This window comes from Amycolatopsis sp. NPDC005232 (assembly GCF_040607795.1).
Taxonomy (GTDB): domain Bacteria; phylum Actinomycetota; class Actinomycetes; order Mycobacteriales; family Pseudonocardiaceae; genus Amycolatopsis.
Genome location: NZ_JBEXHL010000034.1, coordinates 37,491 through 55,642, shown reverse-complemented (window position 1 = coordinate 55,642; position 18,152 = coordinate 37,491). Strand labels below are relative to the sequence as shown.

The window sequence follows — 18,152 nt, the reverse complement described above, 5'->3', positions numbered from 1 at the left end:
CGCGCTCACCGACACGGCAGCGAGCGGGCGGCGACGGCTGGCGCGCCCAGTGCGAGGGACCGCCGGCCTGAAGGGTCAGCGCGGGCCCGGCAGCGCGCCGGTCGCGGCGAATTCGAGGCGCTTGGCGACCGACACGGTCTGGTCGGCGAAGCGTTCGTAGAAGCGGGTGAGCAGCGTGGCCGCGACGGCGGTGCGCTGGCCGTGGGTCCACTGCGCCGAAGTGATCGTGGCGAGGACGCGGGCGTGGAGGGCGTCGACAGTTTCGTCGGAGCGGCTGAGCTCCGCGTAGCCGCCTTCGACGCCGCCGCCGCGGATGAACTGGGTGAGGCGGTCGGCCATGCGGGCGGTGACGTCACCCAGTTCGGCGAAGACCGGCTCCAGGTCGGCGGGCACGGTGCGCTCCGGGTGGCTGCGCCGGGCCGTGCTGGCGATGTGGGCGGCCAGGTCGCCCATCCGCTCGATCTTCTCGGCGCAGTACACCACCGCGAGCACGCCACGGAGGTCACCGGCGACGGGGGCCTGCAGGGCGAGCAGCGAGTACGCCTCTTCCTCGCACTCGGCGCGCTGGCCGTCGAGGGCGGAGTCGGCGCCGATGACCTGCTCGGCGAGCGCGAGATCCGCGGTCAGCAACGCGCGAGTCGCGGACCGCATCGCCGCGGCCGCGGCATCACCCATCCCGGCGAGCCGTTCGTCGAGCCGGTCGAGGTCGTCCTTGAAACCTTCGCGCATGAATCGCGACTCTACCGAGGTCCGCCCGGCCTCGCCGCGTCGGCCAGTTCCTCGACGTGCTCGAGGTTCACGAGGTCAGACGGATGACCGCCCTCGTGCCCACCGGGTACGCGGCACACCGCGCCGTTTTCGGCGAGCGCGCCGCACTCCGCGCGGGCCTCCAGCACGCGCCGGCCCGGCCACCAGCGCAACCACCACCTCGGGCCGCCCGGCCCGTCACCGCGGACGCCCGCGACGTGCTCGTGGCCGTGTTCTGCTTCGAGCTCGCAGTACAACGACGAGGACGCCCCGCGGACCGCAACGCTCCGCAGGACCGATCGTTCCCGCCCGGACAGCTCCAGTGGCTCCAGGCACAGCGCGCGATCCGCCATGGCCGTACAGCGTAGGCGCATTCGCCCACGCCCACCTCCCGACCCTGGTCCATCGGCGCGTCGTGCCTGGTCACAGACCGGGAAACCCTTGCGGTGAACCGGATTCCTCCGGCGTCCGTGATGGGCGTTGAGCCGGACGGACGATCCGGCACCTCGAGAAAGGGTTCGTACCCCATGCGCGTCACCACCGTGGCCACCGTCGTCTCCTTCGCCGCGCTCGCCGTGTCCCTCACCGCGTGCAGCGGCTCGACGGGTGGCGCGGCCTCGCCCGACCCGCTCGTCGCCCGCAACGCCACGGCGTCGGCCACCGCGCCCGTCACGGTTCCGGCCACCACCCGAGCCCCTTCGACGTCCGCGAAACCGCCCGTCCAGAGCGCCACCGCGGCCGAGACGTTCCACGCGGAGCTCACCCTGCAGCCCGACCAGAACGTCGCCCTCCTGACGCTCGAGAACCGCGGCAAGACCACCGTGACGCTCAAAGGCTGGCCCAAGCTGCGGTTCCTCGGCGCCGACGGCTCGCCGCTCGACTTCCCGATCCACGACGTCGAGATCCCGGGCGAGGCCATCCCCGTCACCCTCAAGCCCGGCACGACCGCGTTCGCCGGCGTGAAGTGGACCCTCGGCGACAAGGCCGACTCCGACGCGTTCGTGGCCAGCAACTTCGAGGCGACCCCGCCCGGCGCTACGGGAACCACGAACATCGACCTCATCGGCCTCGACGGTCAAACCGTTCAGGTGCCCCAGTTCCCGATCAAGTCCGTGGAGGTCGGCACGCTACAGCCCGCCGCGCAGGGCGTGCTCGTGTTCTGAGTCCACAAAGGACGTCAGCCGGGCGGAGCGACCAAGAGTTCCAGCGCCGTGCTCACCGACGCCAGCGAAGCGTCGTCGCGCGAAGCCAGCGCGACGACAAAAGCCCCTTGCAGCAACGCGAGCACGGCGTCGGCGAGCACCTCGGCCGGCTGGTCCGCCCGCACGTCACCGCGCCGCTGCCCTTGGCGCAGCAGCTCGGCGATCCGTCCTTTCCAGACACCCAGGTCCTCTGCCAGCTGTGCGCGGAACGCTTCGTGTTCCGCGCACAGCTCCGTGGCGAGCTTGCCCGCCAGGCAGGCGTCCCGGTGCCCGGAGGCGATGAACCGGCCGGCCATCGCGCGGAAATACCCCGACAGCACAGCGGGTGTGGTCAGGTCCGCGCGGCCGCTCCACTCGCCGAGCTGGTCGAGCTGGAACTGCACGTACCGCGCGAGCACCTGCTTCGCGAAGCCTTCCTTCGAGCCGAAGTGGTGGTAGAACGAGCCCTTCGGCACGCCGGCGCCCTCGAGGATCGCGTCGATCGTGGTTCCGTGGAAGCCGTGGACGTAGAGCCGGCGCATGCCCTCGCGCAGCAGCTTCTCCCGGTGCGGGATCGTCGTCGACGCAGTCATCTGCACCTTTCCGCATCGGCCCGACTCGGGCCACGCGGAGCGTAGCGCCGGGCGCCGGGCCGGTCCAGCCGGCACCGGAGGACTACGTGTGCAGCCCCGCGACCAGCAGCGAGACCAGGCGGCGCGCGTCGTAGCGGTCGTCGTTCTCCGCGCCGATGCAGAGGTTGCCGACGCCGCGCATCAGCTCGTAGGCCTCGACGTCGGCGCGGATCTCGCCGGCCTCGGCCGCCGCGGTGAGCAGCTGCGCGCACACCGGCATCAGGCGATCGAGGAACAACGAGTGCAGCGCCTCGAACCCGACCTCGTCCGACTGCATCGCACCGGCCAGCCCGTGCTTGGTGACGAGGAAGTCGACGAACAGCTCGATCCAGCGCCCCAGCGCGACGTGCGGCGTCGGGCCCGCCGCGAGCAGCTCCGGCCCGGCCTCGGCGCACGCCTCGATCTGGTGCCGGTACACGGCGACGATCAGCTCCGCCCGCGTCGGGAAGTGGCGGTAGATCGTGCCCATTCCGACGCCGGCCTTCGCCGCGATGTCGCGCACCGGCGCGTCGACCCCGGACGCGACGAACACCGCGGCCGCCGCGGCCAGCAGCGACTCCTCGTTGCGCCGCGCGTCCGCCCGCTTCGTTCGCGCGACGGGCTCCTCGTTCACCACAGCTCTCCTCGCCGGCCTGAACGGAACAGTGTTCCGCCTGTCCATGATGTCACGGTGGCCGGGCTCAGACCGCGACCGTGCCGCCTTCGCGGCGGGTCTCGTACTCGACGATCGCGAGCTCGCCGGCCAGGCGGATGTGCTCCTCGCAGGCGCGCCGGGCCTCGGCCGGGTCGCGGCGCACCGCGGCGGCCGTGACGATCGCCCGCACCTCGCGCAGCGACAGCTCCGCCCGCCGGTCGTCGACGAACGCGAAGTGCCGGAAGATGCTGATCCGCGAGTGGATCCCGCGCAGCTGGTCGGCGAGCACCGGGTTGTGCGCGCCGAGCAGCAGCAGCCGGTAGAACTCGTCCTTCTCCCGGCCGCGCGTGGTCACGTCGCCCGCGAGGAACGTCGACTCCATGTGGTCCAGCTGGGCCACCAGCGCCTCGGCGTCGGACTCCGACGCACGCTGCGCGAATTTTTCCCCCGCGAGCCCTTCCAGATTCTGGCGGACCTCGTAGAGTGCTTCGATGTCCTCCGGAGTCAGGACCGTGACGATGGGCCCACGGTTGGGCCGCATGGTGATCAGGCTTTCGGTCTCCAGCTGGCGCAGCGCCTCGCGCACGACCGTGCGGGAGACGTCGTACGCCTCGCAGAGCGCGGTCTCGACGAGCCGTTCCCCCGGTTTGCGTACCCCGTCCAGGATCTCGCCCCGCAGCTGCCGGACGACCTGCTGGCGCAGCGGAGCGGCGTGCCGCTCGAGGCTCATGAGCAGCCGACCTCGTTCCATCCCTGGGAGTGACACCCTGGTCTCGGAACGGTCACCTTTGTGTTCATCCCCGCCCCCTCGTATGATTGTGTGATCGTATTACGCTCCCGTCCCCAGCCTACCGCCGGAGTCCGACCGTGGCCCATGACGACGAAGTCAGCCGCATCCAGAAGGCGAAGGACGACTTCCTCGCCACGGCAGCACCCGAACGCTGGCACAACGTCGAGCTCATGAGCTCCTGGCAGCGCTCTCAGCTGGCCATCGGCACGCCGGAGAACGTCATCGACGTGCCCCACGTGCGGGAGGACCTGCTCGACGCGCACCTGCTCGACATGTTCCAGGCGCCGCTCGCGCGGTTCTCCGAGAGCCTCGACGGGACCGGTCTCGCGGTGCTGCTCGCCGACTCCAGCGGCCGGATCCTGCAGCGCTGGTGCCACGACACCACGGCGGCCGCACACCTCGACCGCATCGGCACCTCGCGCGGCGCGGTGCTCGCCGAGAACGCGGTGGGTACGAACGGCGTGGGCACGGTGGCCGTCACCGGCAAGAGCGTGCAGATCCGCGGGGTCGAGCACTTCGCCGAGCTCTACCGCAACGCCGTGTGCACCGGCGCGCCCGTGCTGCACCCGGCCACGGGCAAGCTCCTCGCGGTCGTCACCGTCTCGTGCGACGTCCGCCCGGGCACCGACTTCCTGCGGCCACTGCTGCGATCGGTGACCACGCAGCTCGAACAGCACGTGCTCGACGTCGAGCAGCCCTCGGCCCGGCACACGTTCAACGCGTTCCTCAGCGCCACGCGCACGCAGACCGCGCCCGTGCTCGCGTTCGGCCCCGAAGGGCTGCTGATCCAGAACCCGCAGTCGGGCAGTCTGTCCACTGAGGACATCGGGCTCATCCGCGAGCTGTGCGAGGACGGGATGCGCGATGGCAAGCACTCCGTGCCGCTTTCGCGTGGCACGGCCACGATCTCCGTGACCAACCTCGACCCCGGCAACCGGATCGTGGTGCTGCTCCCCCGTGAGGCGGGCGCGCCGGTCGCGCGGCAGGCACCGGCGCCGGAGCGCCCGCGGCGCGACGAGCTCGCCGGGCACTCCGCGGACTGGCTGCGGACCGCGCGCGAGGTGGCCGCGCACCGCGAGGCCGGCACCCCGCTGATCGTCGCGGGCGAGCCCGGCGCCGGGAAGACCTCGCTCGCGCTCGGCACCCCGTTCCGGCCCGAGGCGCACGCGCGCGGCGGCCGGATCGCCGACGCCGCCGAGGCGCACGTCTGCGGGGCCTCGCCTTGGCTGCAGCAGGTGGCGAGCCGCCTGGCGGAAGCCGGACCGCTGGTCGTCCGGGGCGTCGAGACGCTCGACGCGAAGGTCCTGGCGGGTCTGCGGTCGGTGGTGGAGTCGACGCCCGCGCGCGGGCCGGTGGTGCTCACGCTGACCGCGGCCGACGAGGCCGAAGCCGAGGCGTTCGCGCTCAAGCTCGGCATCGCTCACCTGTGGGTGCCGCCGCTTCGCGAGCGCCCGCAAGACATTTCCGTGCTGTGGCACGCCTTCGCGCTCGCGGCCGCGCCCGGCACGGGCCTCGTGCCGAGCCGCGAGACCCTCGAACTGCTGCGCGCCTACCCGTGGCCCGGCAACGTCCGAGAGCTGAAGTCGGTGTTCACCCAGGCGGTCAAGAGCCGCGGCAAGGGCCCGGTCGAGCCGGCAGACCTGCCGCGGGCGCTGCAGAAGGCGCAGACGCTCACGATGATCGAGCGGATGGAGCTCGAGGCGATCCAGCGCGCACTGCAGGAGGCGGGCGGCAACCGCGGCAAGGCGGCCGAGATCCTCGGCATCTCGCGCGCCACGGTGTACCGCAAGATGAAGGCCTACCGGCTCACGGCGTGACCGGGGCCCGCCGCGAGCCGGCAGGCCCCGGTGCATCACGGTCAGACCGCCGCGGGCAGTGCCGGGCCCGACCGGCGCAACCGCCGCACGAACACCGGCACCAGCTCGCGCGCCAACACCACCGCTACCAGCACCACCGACTGCGCGATCAGCTGCACCTCGCGACCGGGGCCGGCCCACAACCCACCCACCACCATCACATCACCGCCGGCAGCGCCGGGCCCGGCCGACGCAACCGCCGCACGAACTCCGGCACCAGCTCGCGCGCCAGCACCACCGCCACCAGCACCACCGACTGCGCGATCAGCTGCGTCGAGTCGGGCCAGCCGACCGCGCGCAGCAGCTGGCCGAGCTGTGTCAGGAACAGCGCCGCGGCACCGGAGGCGACCACGCTGGCGAGCCCGCCCGTGAGCGCCGTGCCGCCGAGCACCACCGCCGCGACCGTCGGCAGCAGGTACGAGTCGCCGAGGAACAGCGGCGGGGTTTTCGTGTAGCCGGCCAGCAGCACGCCCGCGAGGCCGTAGCAGACGCCGGCGAACCCGTAGGCGAGCAGCTGGTGCGAGGGCACGCGGATGCCGGTGGCGGCGGCCGCGCGCTCGCTCACCCCGACGGCGGTGAGCCGGTGCCCGAACGCCGACCGCTGGGCGACCACACCGGTGACGCCGACGACCACGATCGCGATCAGCGCCGTGTTCGGCACGCCCGCCGTGCGGTCGAGCGCGAACTGGTTCAGCCCTTCCGGGGCACCGGCGGGCGTGCCGTTGGCCACCGCGAACACCGTGCCGAGCAGCACGGCGTTCATCCCGAGCGTGACGACGAGCGGCATCACGCGGAAGACGGTCACCAGCAGGCCGTTGATCAGGCCCGCCACCGCCGGGACCAGGACCCCGGCCGCGACGGCGGCCGAAACCGGCCAGCCGTGGTTCTGCGGCAGCCCGGTACCGAGCGCGGCTGCCAGCGCGATCATCCCCGGTACCGACAGGTCCAGGCCGCGCTGCTGCACCACGAGCGTCTGTCCCGCCGCGGCGATCGCGAGCACCGCCGCGAACGGGAGCATGCTCAGGATCGGCGCCGCGCCCAGGCTGCCCGGGGCCACCAGCGGGCTGATCGCGAAGAGCACGACGCACGCGACCCAGATGGCTGCGGACCGGCCGCTGAGAAGGCGCGTCCACACCCGGTCCACGGGCGTGGTGTCCACAGTGTCCACACTCGAATGTCGAGTCATGCCCGGCTCCTTCCGCCGCGCAGCCGGGCGTAGAGCAGGGCCGCGCCCAGCGTGATCAGTCCCGGCAGCCAGTACGACCAGGCTTGCGACAGCCCGAGGAACGGCGACGCCGTGACCAGCTGCTGCACGAGCAGCGCCGCCGCCAGCACGCCGAGGAACGACCCGCGCCCGCCGAACACGCTGGCCCCGGCGAGCACGACGATCGTGATCGACGAGAGCGTGTAGGTGAGGCTGGGCCGCCCGTCGCCGATGCCGATCTGCGCCATCACGATCACCGCCGCCGGGAAGCACAGGAGCGCCGAGGCCACGTAGGACAGCAGCTGTGTGCGCCCGACGCGGACGCCGAGCTGCTCGGCCGCCGTGCGGTTCGAGCCGGCCGCCCGCAGCTCCACGCCCCAGCGCGTGCGCCGCAGCGCCCACTCCAGGACCACGATCAGCACCACCGCGCCGATCGTGACCACCGGCAGCACCCCGACGCGCAGCGAGATCTGGGCCGTCACGCCGTCGGGGAACACCCCGCCCGGGGTGCTGCGCAGCGTCAGATACACGCCTTGCAGCGCCATGTACGTGGCCAAAGTCGCCACCACCGCGTTGATCCGGAACCTGGTGACGAGCAGGCCGTTGACCACGCCCACGAGCAGCGCGGCGCCGAACATCAGCGCGTACCCGATGCCCGCCGGTCCCCCGGCGACGACCCAGAACGACGCGATCACCACCAGGAGCCCGACGAGCGGGCCGACGGACAGGTCGATCCCGGCGCCGAGCACGACCACGTGCTGCGCGGTCCCGACCAGGATCAGCGGGGCCGCGGCGAACAGCAGGTTGTAGAGGTTGAACTCGGAGAAGTAGCTGGTGCTCCCGGCCCCGACCACGAGGCCGAGCAGGAGGAACACGAGCGTGAGCACGGCCGCGGGCGTGTGGTCGCCGCGCAGCCACCGGTGCGCCGTGAGCCACCGCCCGGCCCGCGCCGCGACGCGCGCCCGGACGGTGGTCGCGGTCAGGGCCGCCTGCGTGATCGCGGCTTCCGAGACCTCGTCGCCCGCCAGCTCCGCGACGATCGAGCCGCGCGACATGATGAGCACGCGGTCGCAGAGCCCTTCGAGCTCGACGCCGTCCGAGGAGAGCAGTAAGACCGCCGCGCCTGCGTCGGCCGCTTCGCGCAGGATCCGATAGATGTCCACGCGGGCGCCGGCGTCGACACCCTGCGTGGGCTCCTCGGCCAGCAGCAGGCGTGGTTTCGCGAGCATCGCGCGCGCCAGCACGACTTTCTGCTGGTTGCCGCCCGACAGCGCGGAGATCGGCGTGGCGACGCCCGGGGTCTTCACCCCGAGCCGCTCCACCTCGCCGCGCGCGACGGCGTCGACGCGCCGGCCGGACACCAGCCCGGCCGTGGTGACCTCGTCCAGCGTCGCCAGCACGGTGTTCTCCCCGACGGCGAGCGGCCCGAAGACCCCCTCGCCGTGCCGGTCGGCGGGCACGTACACCGCCCCGGCTCGCGCGGCCGCGGCGTTGCTGCCGAGCCGCACCTGCCGGCCGGCGACCGTGACCGTGCCGGTGGCGGGCTCCAGCCCGGCCAGCGCGCGCAGCACCGAGCTCTGCCCGTTGCCCTGCACGCCGGCGAGGCCGACGATCTCGCCGGCCCGCACGGTCAAGGCCACGTCGGCGAAGTCCGCGCCGGACAGTCCCTCGACCCGCAGCAGCCCGGTTTCCCCGGTGCCGCCGCCCTTCGGCGGGAACACCGTCTCCAGCGCCCGGCCGATCACGCGCTCGACGATCTGCTGTTCGTCCACTTCGGACGCCGCGAACGTGCCGCGCACGGCTCCGTCGCGCAGCACCGTGATCCGGTCCGCGATGAGCTTCACCTCGGGGATCCGGTGGGAGATGTAGACGACGGCCGCGCCGGCGCGCACGCATTCGCGGACGCGGTCGAAGAGCGTCTGCACCTCGTCGAGGCTGAGGTGCTCGGTCGGCTCGTCGAGGATCAGCACCTTCGGCCCGAGCGCGAGCGCCTTGGCGATCTCGACCACGAACCGCTGCTCCACGCTCAGCTCGGCCACGCGGCTGCGGGCGCGGATGCCCATGCCCCACGGGTCGAGCTGCTCCTGCGCCCACGCCGGGGCGCGCCGCAGACCTCCGACGCGCGCGTAGCCGACCGCCACGGCCATGTTTTCCGCGACGGTCAGGTCCGGCAGCAGCGCCGGCTCCTGCCGCACGATGCCGAGACCGAGTTCGCGGGCGAGCTGGGGCGAGGCCGACGTGAGCCGCTCGCCGCCGATGACCACAGTCCCCGCGTCGGGGGCCAGGACCCCCGACGCGACGGCCATCAACGTGGACTTGCCCGCGCCGTTCTCACCGACCAGGGCGTGCACCTCGCCGGCCCGGATCTCCAGGTCCACGTCGGACAGCGCCCGGACGGGGCCGAACGACTTCGAGATCGAGGTTAGGCTCAGTACCGCCGGTGCGGCCGCGCCGACGGTCCCGGCCGGCTCGCCGGCGCGTTCTCCGACGACGGGAACTTCGAACTGCGTCACGGTCGCCCCTCTTCTCCTCGGGCCGGTGCGCTCACTTGAACAGCGCCTGCAGGTCGGGCATCGACAGCCCGGACGAGAGGATCGCGTCCGGCGGCAGCGACTTCTCGCACTTCGGCTGCTTGGCCGGATCGGTCGAGTCCTCGATGATCTTCAGGTCGTAAGTGGACGGTTCGTCGTCGGCGATGCCGTTGGCCGCGGCGAGTCCCTTGTGGAGGGCGACGTTGACGATCCAGTTGCGTGAGGACTCCGTGGCGATCTGGTAGCCCGGCTGGGAGTCCTTGTACTGGTACCACAGGCAGCCGAACTCGTTGGAGTCGTTGGCCGACCACACCGGCAGCGGCTTGTTCGCCGCGATGAACGCCCGCACCCCGCCGACCGAGCCGCCGCCGTAGTCCGACACGATCCCGTCGATGGTGCCGTACTTGGTGATGAGCCCGGCCACGACCTGCTGGGTCTTGCCCGGCTCCCAGTCGGTGGCGACGGGGCCGTCGGTGTTGAGCAGCTTCACGTCCGGGTGCTTCTTCACCGCGTCGAGCACGCCCTGGTACACGCCCTGGGAGTACGAGTTGCCGGCGATGCCGCCGAGCATCACCAGGTTCCCCTTGCCGTGCATCGCGTTCACCGTCCACTCGGCGAGGGCGGAGCCGTAGGTCTTGATGTCCTCGGACACGAAGTCCACGTAGTCCTTGCCGGGCACCCCACCGGGCGAACCCACGAACGGCACGACCTTGACCCCGGCCGCGGTCGCCTTCTTGATCGTCGGCAGCAGTGCCTCGCCGCCGTCGACGAAGGTGACGATCACGTCCACCTTCTGCGCGACGAGGGAATTGAGGTCGGAAATGGCCTTCTGCGTGTCACCCTGCGCGTCGGTGTAAAGCACCTTCTTGATGTTCGGGCACTTCGCGGCCTCTTCCTCGAACAGCTTGCGCGTGATCTTGCGCCAGGAATTGCCGCCGAACCCGTCGGCGAACGCGACGGTGAGCGGTTTCGTGCCGCAGAACTTGCCCACGTCCTGGATCTGGTCCTGCGTGCCGACGACCCCGACTTTCTGCTGCAGGGCCGCGTTGTCCGCGCCGGCCTCGCTCCCGCCCTGGCCGGTGGGAGCGCCCGTGGCGCAGCCGCCCAGGAACAGCGCGGCCGAAACGGCCGCAACCGCGGTTTTCTTCTTGATCGCCATGTTCGCCTTCCCGATATTCCGCCCCCGAGTTGGCAAAAGTGTCGGCTACCGCAGGGGGTGCGGACCCGGTCAGTGTGAGACGCGGCTGTGTCAATTTGACACACGCCGCGGAGATTTCCCGACCGTTTTCCGCGCGAGGGGGTAAAGGATCTCCGGCGCACACGAAAAAGCCGGAGCCTCCCCGGTTGTCGGGGCGGCTCCGGCTTTTTCGCCTTGTTGGTTTTTCGCCGTGTTCAGTCGCGCGGTCTCATGGCGGCCCGCAGCCGCATCAACCGCTCGTCGCGCCAGCTCACGCGGGCGTCCCACTCGTGCAGCGGCACGAGGGCTCTGCGCTGCTTGCTCGCGAGCGCGACGAGTTCGTCGGTCCACGGATCGTCCTGCCCGCGTTCCGCGCCCATCCGCGCGTAGGCGGGGCCCATCCGCGCGGCGTGCGCGGCGATGCCGCCGCGGGTGTTGAGGTCGACGGTCTCGAACGGACCGATCACGCTCCACCGTGGACCGAGCCCGCTGCGCACCACCTCGTCGATGTCCTCGACGTCGGCCACGCCGTCGCGCAGCAGGCAGTACGCCTCGCGCAGCAGCGCGCCCTGCAGGCGGTTGAACACGAAACCCTCGACCTCCTTGCGCACCAGCACGGGTCTCATCCCCGCCCGCTCGTACAGCGCCCGCGCGCGGGCCAGGATGTCCGCGCGCGTGTCCGGCGCCGGGATCAGCTCGACGACCGGCAGCAGGTACGGCGGGTTGCCCGGGTGCGCGCCGAGCACCCGGCCGCCGAAGCCCGTGCCGAACGAGCTCGGGACCAGCGCCGAGCTGGAACTGGCGAGCACCGTGTCCGGACCGGCGCGAGCGGCCAGGTCGGCGAACAACGCGCGCTTCACCACCACATTCTCGGCCGCACATTCCTGCACCAGCGCGACGCCGTCGACAGCCTCGTCCAGCTGCTCGTAGTAGGAGATCTCCGCGAGTTTCCCGGGGAGCAGGCCGTGTTTCCCGAGCAGCGCCAGTCGATCGGCCACGGCCGCGCGGGCCCGGTCGTAGGCCGCCGCGTCCGCGTCCCACGCCCGCACCGGGACCCCGGCCAGGGCGAACAGCACGAGGAACCCGACGCCGATCGCGCCCGTGCCGATGACCGCGACCGGTTCGACGGGGTCATCGGTCACAGCTCCCACCACGTGCGGTCGTCGGCGTATCCCCGCTTGAGGATCTCGACGATCGCGGACTCCGTGAGCTCGCGCGGGTTGTTCGCGGTCAGCCGCGTGGCGAGCATCGCCTGCTCGGCCACGAACCCGAAGCGGTCCGGTTCGAGGCCCAGGTCCTTCAGGTTCAGCGGCACGCCGAGCGCACCCAGGATCTCCTCGATCCGCTCGATCGCCGCCCGCGCGCGCTGCGTCTGCGACAACGCCGGATCGGCGATGCCGAACGCCCGCCCGATCTCGGCGAACTCCGCCTCCCGCCCGGGGAGGTTGAAGCGCATCACGTACGGCAGCAGCGCCCCTACGCCGAAGCCGTGCGCGGTGTGCGTGAGCGCTCCGATCGGGGACTGGATAGCGTGCGCGGCCGCCGTTCCCGCGGTGTTGATGGCCATGCCCGCGCTCAGCGCGCCGAGCATCGTGTCGGTCCGCGCGGCCAGGTCCGCCGGGTCCTTCGCGACGCGCTCCAGCGAGCTGCCCAGCAACGTGAAGCCGCGCAACGCGTACAGGTCGGTCAGCACGTTCTTGCCGGCGTAGAGGTGGCGGTGCAGGTGCTCGGCGTCAGGGTGCTTCTCGCGCGCGGTGAACGACTCGACGAGGTGCGAGAGCGCGTCGGCACCGGTGGCGGCGGTCAGCCCCGGCGGGCAGCTCAGCGTGAGCTCCGGATCGACGACCGCCGCGTACGGTTCGAGGTACGGGCTCGCCACCCCGACCTTCATGCCCTTGTCCGCGTCGAACACCACGGCGATGCAGGTGACCTCGGCGCCGGTCCCGCCCGTGGTGGGCACGGTGACCAGCGGCAGGCCCGGGCCCTCGACGAGGTTCTCACCGTAGAGGTCCGCGACGTTCCCGCCGCGCTTGAGCATGATCGACGCGACCTTGGCGAAGTCCAGGCAGCTGCCGCCGCCCAGGCCGATCACCGCGTCGATCTCCCCGCCGTCCACCTCCGCGAGCAGCGCCTCCACGTTCTCGCGCGGCAGGTCCGGCTCGACGCGCGAGAACACGCGCACGTCGAGACCCTGGCCGGTCAGCGAGTCGCGGATCCCGGCGAACTCGGGGCTGCCGGCCATCCGCTCGTCGGTGCACACCAGCACCGTGCGGCCCAGCGGCTTCACCAGGTACGGCAGCTGCGCGCGGCGGCCGGGTCCGAACAGGACGGTCTTGGGCTGGCGCAGCAGGCCCAGGGTTTCGGAGCTCACACGCCCACCTCCTCTTCGTTCACGGTCACGGCCAGGTACTTCGGCTCGAGGAACTCGTAGATGCCGTCGTGGCCGCCCTCGCGCCCGAGGCCCGACTCCTTGACGCCGCCGAACGCGGCGGCCGGGTCGGCCATGATGCCGCGGTTGATGCCGACCATGCCGAAGTCCAGCCGTTCGGCGATCGCGAAGGCGCGCGACAGGTCCTTCGTGAACAGGTACGACGCGAGTCCGTAGGTCGTGTCGTTGGCGAAGTCCAGCGCCTCCCTCACCGAGTCCACGGTGAACAGCGCGGCGACCGGGGCGAAGAGCTCCTGGTTGCACAGCGCGGGATCCGCCTCGCGCAGCCGCAGCACGGTCGGCTCGTAGAAGTTGCCGGCCGACTCGATGCGGTTTCCGCCGGCGAGCAGCTCGGCGCCGGCCGCGGTGAAGGTGTCCACCAGCGACTGCACACGCTCCAGCTGGAGCGGCGTGATGATCGGGCCGACGTCAACGCCGTCCTCGAACCCGTCACCGACGCGCAGCGCCCGCGTGGCCGCGACGAACTTCTCCGTGAACTCGTCGGCGATCGCGCGGTGCAGGATGATCCGGTTGGCCGCGACGCACGCCTGCCCCGCGTTGCGGAACTTGCACGCGATCGCCTCGCGCACGGCCAGGTCCACGTCGGCGTCGTCGAGCACCACGAACGGCCCGTCGCCGCCGAGCTCCATCGAGGAGTTCACGATGTGCTGGGCCGCTTTGGCCAGCAGCAGGCTGCCGACGCCGGTCGACCCGGTGAAGCTGATCTTGCGCAGCCGCCGGTCGGCGAGCACGACGTCGGACACCGCGGCGGAGTCGCTGGTGTGCACGAGGTTCACCGCGCCGGGCGGGAAGCCGGCGTCGTGCAGCGTCCGGATGAACAGCGCCGCCGTCAACGGCGTCTCCTTGGCCGACTTGACCACGACCGTGCAGCCGGCCGCGAGCGCCGCGCCGCCCTTGCGCGCCACCATCAGCAGCGGGAAGTTCCACGGCGTGACGAGGAAGCTCGGACCCACCGGCTGGTGGGTGGTGACCACGCGGTACCCGCCGGGCGAGCCGGGCGCGTACGTGCCGTGCAGGTGCGCGATCTGCTCGGCGTACCAGAGGAAGAACCCGGCCGAGAGAGCGAACTCCCCCGCCGCCTCGGTGCGGGGCTTGCCGCTCTCCAGCACCATCACGTCGGCGAACGCGTCGGCCCGCTCGGCGAGCAGCGCGTGGGCGCGGTGGAACAGCGTGGCGCGCTCGCGCGGCGACCAGTGCCGCCACGCGTCCTGCGCCGCCACGGCGTGGTCGAGCGCGGCCAGCGCGTGCTCCGGGCCTCCGTCGGCGACCTCGGCGAGCGGCTTCCCGGTGCTCGGGTTGAGCACCTCGAAGGTCTTGCCCGGGTGCGTCCACTCGCCGTTGAGGTAGAGCCCGAGCGGTACTTCGTGCCCGGCGAAGAGCCCGGCCGGGGATTCGGCCAGTGCGGTCATGGTTGTCGTCCTTTCTCGGCGCGCTCAGCGCGCGGTGTAGCCGCCGTCGACGGGGAGGTTCACGCCGGTGACCCAGGCGGCCTCGTCGGAGGCGAGGTAGAGCACGGCGTAGGCAACGTCGATCGGGCGCCCGAGCCGGCGCAGGGACTGGTTCGCGGTCATCATGCGTTCGTAGGCGGGCAGGCCGCCCTCGTACGCCTCGGCGATCCCCTCGACCAGCGGGGTGAGCACGGTGCTCGGGTGCACGGAGTTCACGCGGATGTCGTACTTGCCGTACATCGCCGCGTCCTGGCGCGTCTGCATCGTCACCGCGCCCTTGGCCACGTGGTACGGCGTGAACTCGTCGTTGCCGACGAGGCCGTAGATCGAGGAGTAGTTGACGATGCTGCCGCCGCCGTTCTCGATCAGGTGCGGCACGGCGTGCTTGGTCGAGAAGAACACGCCCTTCACGTCCACTGCGAACAGCGCGTCCCACTCGGCCTCGGTGACCTCGTGCGTGGGCTTGTCCACGCCGATCACGCCGGCGCAGTTGACCAGGATGTCGAGCTTGCCGAACTCCGCCACGATCTCGGTGTAGGCGCGCTCGATCGACTTCTCGTCGCGCACGTCCACCGCGTAGAACCGAGCGGCGGCGCCGATTTCCCGTGCCGCCGCCACGCCCTGGTCCGCGTCCACGTCGGTGAGCGCGACCCGCGCGCCCTCCGCGGCGAACAGCTCCGCGGTCGCCCGGCCCATCCCGGACGACGCACCGGTCACGATCGCCGTCTTGCCCGCCAAGCGGGGCATGGCCGTCTCCTGTCTCACGCGTCGGCGGTCTGGGGCACGAACCCCGGGTAGCCGGCGTCGGCGATCTCGGCGCAGCGGCGGAAGTACGCGTCCGCGCCTCCCATGTAGACGTTGAACTCCAGTGGTTTGCCCGGGATGTTCGCGCCGATGAACCACGCGTTGGCCTTGGCGCCGCTGGCCATGATCGTCGCCGAGCCGGCGCGGTTGACCTCCTCGGCCCACTCGCGCTCGGCCTCCGCCGTGGACTCCAGCCGCTCGATTCCGTGCTCACGGGCGTACTCGACGGCGTCGGCGATCCAGCCCACGCCGGCCTGGATGGCCACCGGCAGGTTCGCGTACGGCGTCTGCGGCCCGAGGATCATGAAGAAGTTCGGGAAGCCGTGGGCCGAGAGGCCGAGGTTGGTCTTGATGCCGTCGGCCCAGTGCTCGCGCAGCACCTCGCCGTCGCGCCCGACGATGTCGATGCGGGTGAGCGTGCCGGTCATGGCATCGAAGCCGGTCGCGAAGATCAGCACGTCGAGCTCGTACAGCTCGCCGCCGACCACGATGCCGTCCGGCGTGATCTCGTCGATGCCGCGGGTCTTCACGTCGATCAGGTGCACGTTCTCGCGGTTGTAGGCTTCGTAGTAGCTGTGGCCGCCCGGCGGGCGCTTGCCGTTGAACGGGTAGTCCTTGGGGCACAGCAGCTCCGCGGTCGCCGGGTCCGTCACGGTCTCGCGGATCTTGCGCCGGATGAAGTCCGACGCGTGGTCGTTCGACTCCTGGTCCACGGCCAGGTCGTTGAACGTCTCCAGCATGAAGTGGAAGCCGCCCTCGGCCCAGCCCTGCTCGAACACGCGCTCGCGTTCCTCGGCGCTCGCGTCCTTCGCACCGAGCTCCGGCTTGACGAACGGCACGGCGAACCCGTGGTCGAACGCCTTCTCGAAGCTCTCGTCGTAGTTCTCGCGGACCTCGTTCATCCACTGCTCGTCGACGGCCCGGTTGGAGCTCGCGACGACGTAGTTCGGCGTGCGCTGGAACACGAACAGCTCACCGGCGGTCTCGGCGACCACCGGGACCAGCTGCACGCCCGACGCGCCGAGGCCGAGCACACCGACGCGCTTGCCCCGCAGGTCGACTTCACGATCACGCGGCCAGCGCGAGGTGTGGTAGCTCTCGCCGGCGAACGTGCTCGCGCCCGGGATGTCGGGCAGGTTCGGCGCGGACAGCACACCCATGCCGCTGACCAGGTACTCCGCGGTGAGGACCTGGCCGTCGGCGGTCGTCACCGACCACAGGTTCGCGTCCTCGTCGTAGGCGGCCGTCTCGACCTTCGTCCCGAAGCGGATGTCCTTGTACAGGTCTAGCCGGCGCGCGACGAACTCCAGGTACGCCTTCACCTCCGGCTGCGACGGGTAGCGCTCCTGCCACGTCCACTCCTCGCGGACCTCCTTCGAGAAGGAGAACGAGTAGTAGTAGAACTCGCTGTCGGTGCGGGCGCCCGGGTAGGTGTTCCAGTACCACGTGCCGCCGACGCCGTCCGCGGAGTCGAGCACGACCGAGCGCAGGCCGAGCTGGTTGAAGTGGTGCAACATCGCCAGCCCCGAGAAGCCGGCGCCGATCACGATGGCGTCGAAGCTGGTGTCCTGAGTGGACGGCATGGTGATCCCTTCGGTGATGGTGGAAAAGTCTCAGCGGCCCGCGCGGTAGAAGTCCGCGATGGTCCGGATCTCCTGGTCCGCGCGCGGGTGGCGGCCCGCGAGGAACGGGTAGACGTGCTGCATCCCCTCGCCGACGACGAAGGTGACGTCGACGCCGTGCTTGGTGGCGAGCGCGTGGAACCGCACGCTGTCCTCGTAGAGCGACTCGGTGTCGGCGGCGCTGATGTAGAGCCGCGGGAAGCCGGTGAGGTCGGCGTAGAGCGGGTTCACGAGCGGGTCGCGCGGGTCGGCACCGCCGCTGAGGTAGCGGTCGATGTTGGCCTGCAGGCCTTCGCGCGCGATGAGGAAATCGGTGTCGTTGTTGGTCTCGATCGTGGTCCCGCTGTTCTCCATGTCGAGCCACGGCGAGAGCGTGATGACCTGGGCGGGCAGCTCGCGGCCGTCTTCGCGCAGCTTCAGCACGGTGGCGACGGCGAGGTTCGCGCCGGCGCTGTCGCCGACCGGCGTGATGTCGCGGACGCGGTGGCCGCGCGCGAGCAGCGCGTCGAACGCCTTGACGCCGTCTTGCAGCGCCGCCGGGTACGGGTGCTCGGGCGCGAGGCGGAAGTCGGCGACGAAAGCCGTGGTGCCACAGGCTTTCGCGAGGTGGCCGGCGAGCTTGCGGTGACTCGCGGACGACCCGAGCGCGAAGCCGCCGCCGTGGAAGAACAACAGCACCTGGTCTGCGTCGGCGCCCTCGGGCGTCACGAAGATGCCGGGCACGCCACCGAGTTCGGTGTGGGCGTAGGACACGCCCTCGGGTTCGGCGGTCGCGCGCTGCCAGTCGTCGAAGACGATCCGCAGCAGCTCCACCGACATGTCCGGGTGGCGGTTCATCTCGACCGCCCACCCGGCGTAGATCTGGCCGAGCAGGTCCGTCGGCTCGGGCAACGTCATGGGCTCTCCTGGAGGGGAATCCGCTTCGGCAGCGAGGTCACAGGGGTGTCCGGTGCCCGTCCGGGCGCCGGTCCACCCAGCATCACCACGCGGGAGCCGCCCGCCACGCGCCGTCGCAAAATGACACATCCGCGTCTCACACTGAGCGACCACGACATCCCCGCGACGGGCGAAGCTGAG

17 protein-coding genes are annotated in these 18,152 nt (G+C 71.5%); 2 read left to right on the top strand and 15 right to left on the bottom strand.

Features of this window, described 5'->3' with window-relative positions:
• Positions 1-75: 75 nt before the first annotated feature.
• Together ABZU76_RS41250 and ABZU76_RS41245 are read right to left on the bottom strand one after the other, a co-directional pair.
• The gene (locus ABZU76_RS41250; protein WP_220241106.1) at positions 76-729 is read right to left on the bottom strand and encodes a phosphate uptake regulator PhoU; all 654 of its coding nucleotides are present in this window, start codon (positions 727-729) and stop codon (positions 76-78) included.
• Between the two features lie 11 nt (positions 730-740).
• A complete protein-coding gene (locus ABZU76_RS41245) occupies positions 741-1,100 on the bottom strand; it encodes a hypothetical protein (protein WP_354880609.1) in 360 nt (119 codons plus the stop codon).
• A gap of 174 nt (positions 1,101-1,274) precedes the next feature.
• Here ABZU76_RS41245 and ABZU76_RS41240 point away from each other — a divergent pair, with 174 nt between their 5' ends.
• The gene (locus ABZU76_RS41240; RefSeq protein WP_354880606.1) at positions 1,275-1,910 is read left to right on the top strand and encodes a DUF4232 domain-containing protein; all 636 of its coding nucleotides are present in this window, start codon (positions 1,275-1,277) and stop codon (positions 1,908-1,910) included.
• 14 nt (positions 1,911-1,924) lie between these two features.
• Here ABZU76_RS41240 and ABZU76_RS41235 read toward each other — a convergent pair whose 3' ends face one another.
• The 3 genes from ABZU76_RS41235 to ABZU76_RS41225 all read right to left on the bottom strand — a co-directional run bounded on the left by ABZU76_RS41235 (position 1,925) and on the right by ABZU76_RS41225 (position 3,924).
• Positions 1,925-2,521, bottom strand: a complete 597-nt coding sequence (locus tag ABZU76_RS41235; protein ID WP_354880603.1) for a TetR/AcrR family transcriptional regulator — start codon at positions 2,519-2,521, stop codon at positions 1,925-1,927.
• A gap of 82 nt (positions 2,522-2,603) precedes the next feature.
• On the bottom strand, positions 2,604-3,173 hold the full coding sequence (locus tag ABZU76_RS41230) for a helix-turn-helix domain-containing protein (protein ID WP_354880600.1): 570 nt from the start codon (positions 3,171-3,173) through the stop codon (positions 2,604-2,606).
• Positions 3,174-3,240: 67 nt separating this feature from the next.
• Positions 3,241-3,924, bottom strand: a complete 684-nt coding sequence (locus tag ABZU76_RS41225) for a GntR family transcriptional regulator (RefSeq protein WP_354880597.1) — start codon at positions 3,922-3,924, stop codon at positions 3,241-3,243.
• 137 nt (positions 3,925-4,061) lie between these two features.
• Between ABZU76_RS41225 and ABZU76_RS41220 the strand changes: the two genes are divergently transcribed.
• Positions 4,062-5,801 carry a helix-turn-helix domain-containing protein gene (locus ABZU76_RS41220; RefSeq protein WP_354880594.1) on the top strand — a complete coding sequence of 580 codons (1,740 nt, stop codon included), beginning with the start codon at positions 4,062-4,064 and terminating at the stop codon, positions 5,799-5,801.
• A gap of 41 nt (positions 5,802-5,842) precedes the next feature.
• Here the strand turns inward: ABZU76_RS41220 and ABZU76_RS41215 are convergent, their stop codons facing one another.
• The 10 genes from ABZU76_RS41215 to ABZU76_RS41170 all read right to left on the bottom strand — a co-directional run bounded on the left by ABZU76_RS41215 (position 5,843) and on the right by ABZU76_RS41170 (position 17,972).
• A complete protein-coding gene (locus tag ABZU76_RS41215; RefSeq protein WP_354880591.1) occupies positions 5,843-5,998 on the bottom strand; it encodes a hypothetical protein in 156 nt (51 codons plus the stop codon).
• Complete coding sequence (locus ABZU76_RS41210) at positions 5,998-7,026, bottom strand: ABC transporter permease (protein ID WP_354880588.1); 1,029 nt, start codon at positions 7,024-7,026, stop codon at positions 5,998-6,000. The genes ABZU76_RS41215 and ABZU76_RS41210 overlap by 1 nt, the downstream gene beginning before the upstream one ends.
• A complete protein-coding gene (locus tag ABZU76_RS41205; protein ID WP_354880585.1) occupies positions 7,023-9,557 on the bottom strand; it encodes an ATP-binding cassette domain-containing protein in 2,535 nt (844 codons plus the stop codon). Before ABZU76_RS41205 ends, ABZU76_RS41210 begins: the two co-directional genes overlap by 4 nt.
• A 31-nt stretch (positions 9,558-9,588) precedes the next feature.
• A complete protein-coding gene (locus tag ABZU76_RS41200) occupies positions 9,589-10,734 on the bottom strand; it encodes a substrate-binding domain-containing protein (RefSeq protein ID WP_354880583.1) in 1,146 nt (381 codons plus the stop codon).
• 233 nt (positions 10,735-10,967) lie between these two features.
• Positions 10,968-11,894 (bottom strand): 3-hydroxyacyl-CoA dehydrogenase, encoded by a 927-nt coding sequence (locus ABZU76_RS41195; RefSeq protein ID WP_354880581.1) that lies wholly within the window; start codon positions 11,892-11,894, stop codon positions 10,968-10,970.
• Positions 11,891-13,123 (bottom strand): iron-containing alcohol dehydrogenase, encoded by a 1,233-nt coding sequence (locus ABZU76_RS41190; RefSeq protein ID WP_354880578.1) that lies wholly within the window; start codon positions 13,121-13,123, stop codon positions 11,891-11,893. The genes ABZU76_RS41195 and ABZU76_RS41190 overlap by 4 nt, the downstream gene beginning before the upstream one ends.
• Positions 13,120-14,610 (bottom strand): NAD-dependent succinate-semialdehyde dehydrogenase, encoded by a 1,491-nt coding sequence (locus ABZU76_RS41185; RefSeq protein ID WP_354880575.1) that lies wholly within the window; start codon positions 14,608-14,610, stop codon positions 13,120-13,122. The genes ABZU76_RS41190 and ABZU76_RS41185 overlap by 4 nt, the downstream gene beginning before the upstream one ends.
• Positions 14,611-14,634: 24 nt before the next feature.
• A complete protein-coding gene (locus ABZU76_RS41180) occupies positions 14,635-15,396 on the bottom strand; it encodes an SDR family oxidoreductase (RefSeq protein ID WP_354880572.1) in 762 nt (253 codons plus the stop codon).
• A 14-nt stretch (positions 15,397-15,410) separates the two neighbouring features.
• Complete coding sequence (locus ABZU76_RS41175) at positions 15,411-17,036, bottom strand: NAD(P)/FAD-dependent oxidoreductase (RefSeq protein WP_354880569.1); 1,626 nt, start codon at positions 17,034-17,036, stop codon at positions 15,411-15,413.
• 30 nt (positions 17,037-17,066) lie between these two features.
• Positions 17,067-17,972: an alpha/beta hydrolase gene (locus ABZU76_RS41170; RefSeq protein ID WP_354880566.1), complete on the bottom strand. Its 906-nt coding sequence runs from the start codon at positions 17,970-17,972 to the stop codon at positions 17,067-17,069.
• Positions 17,973-18,152: the final 180 nt, after the last annotated feature.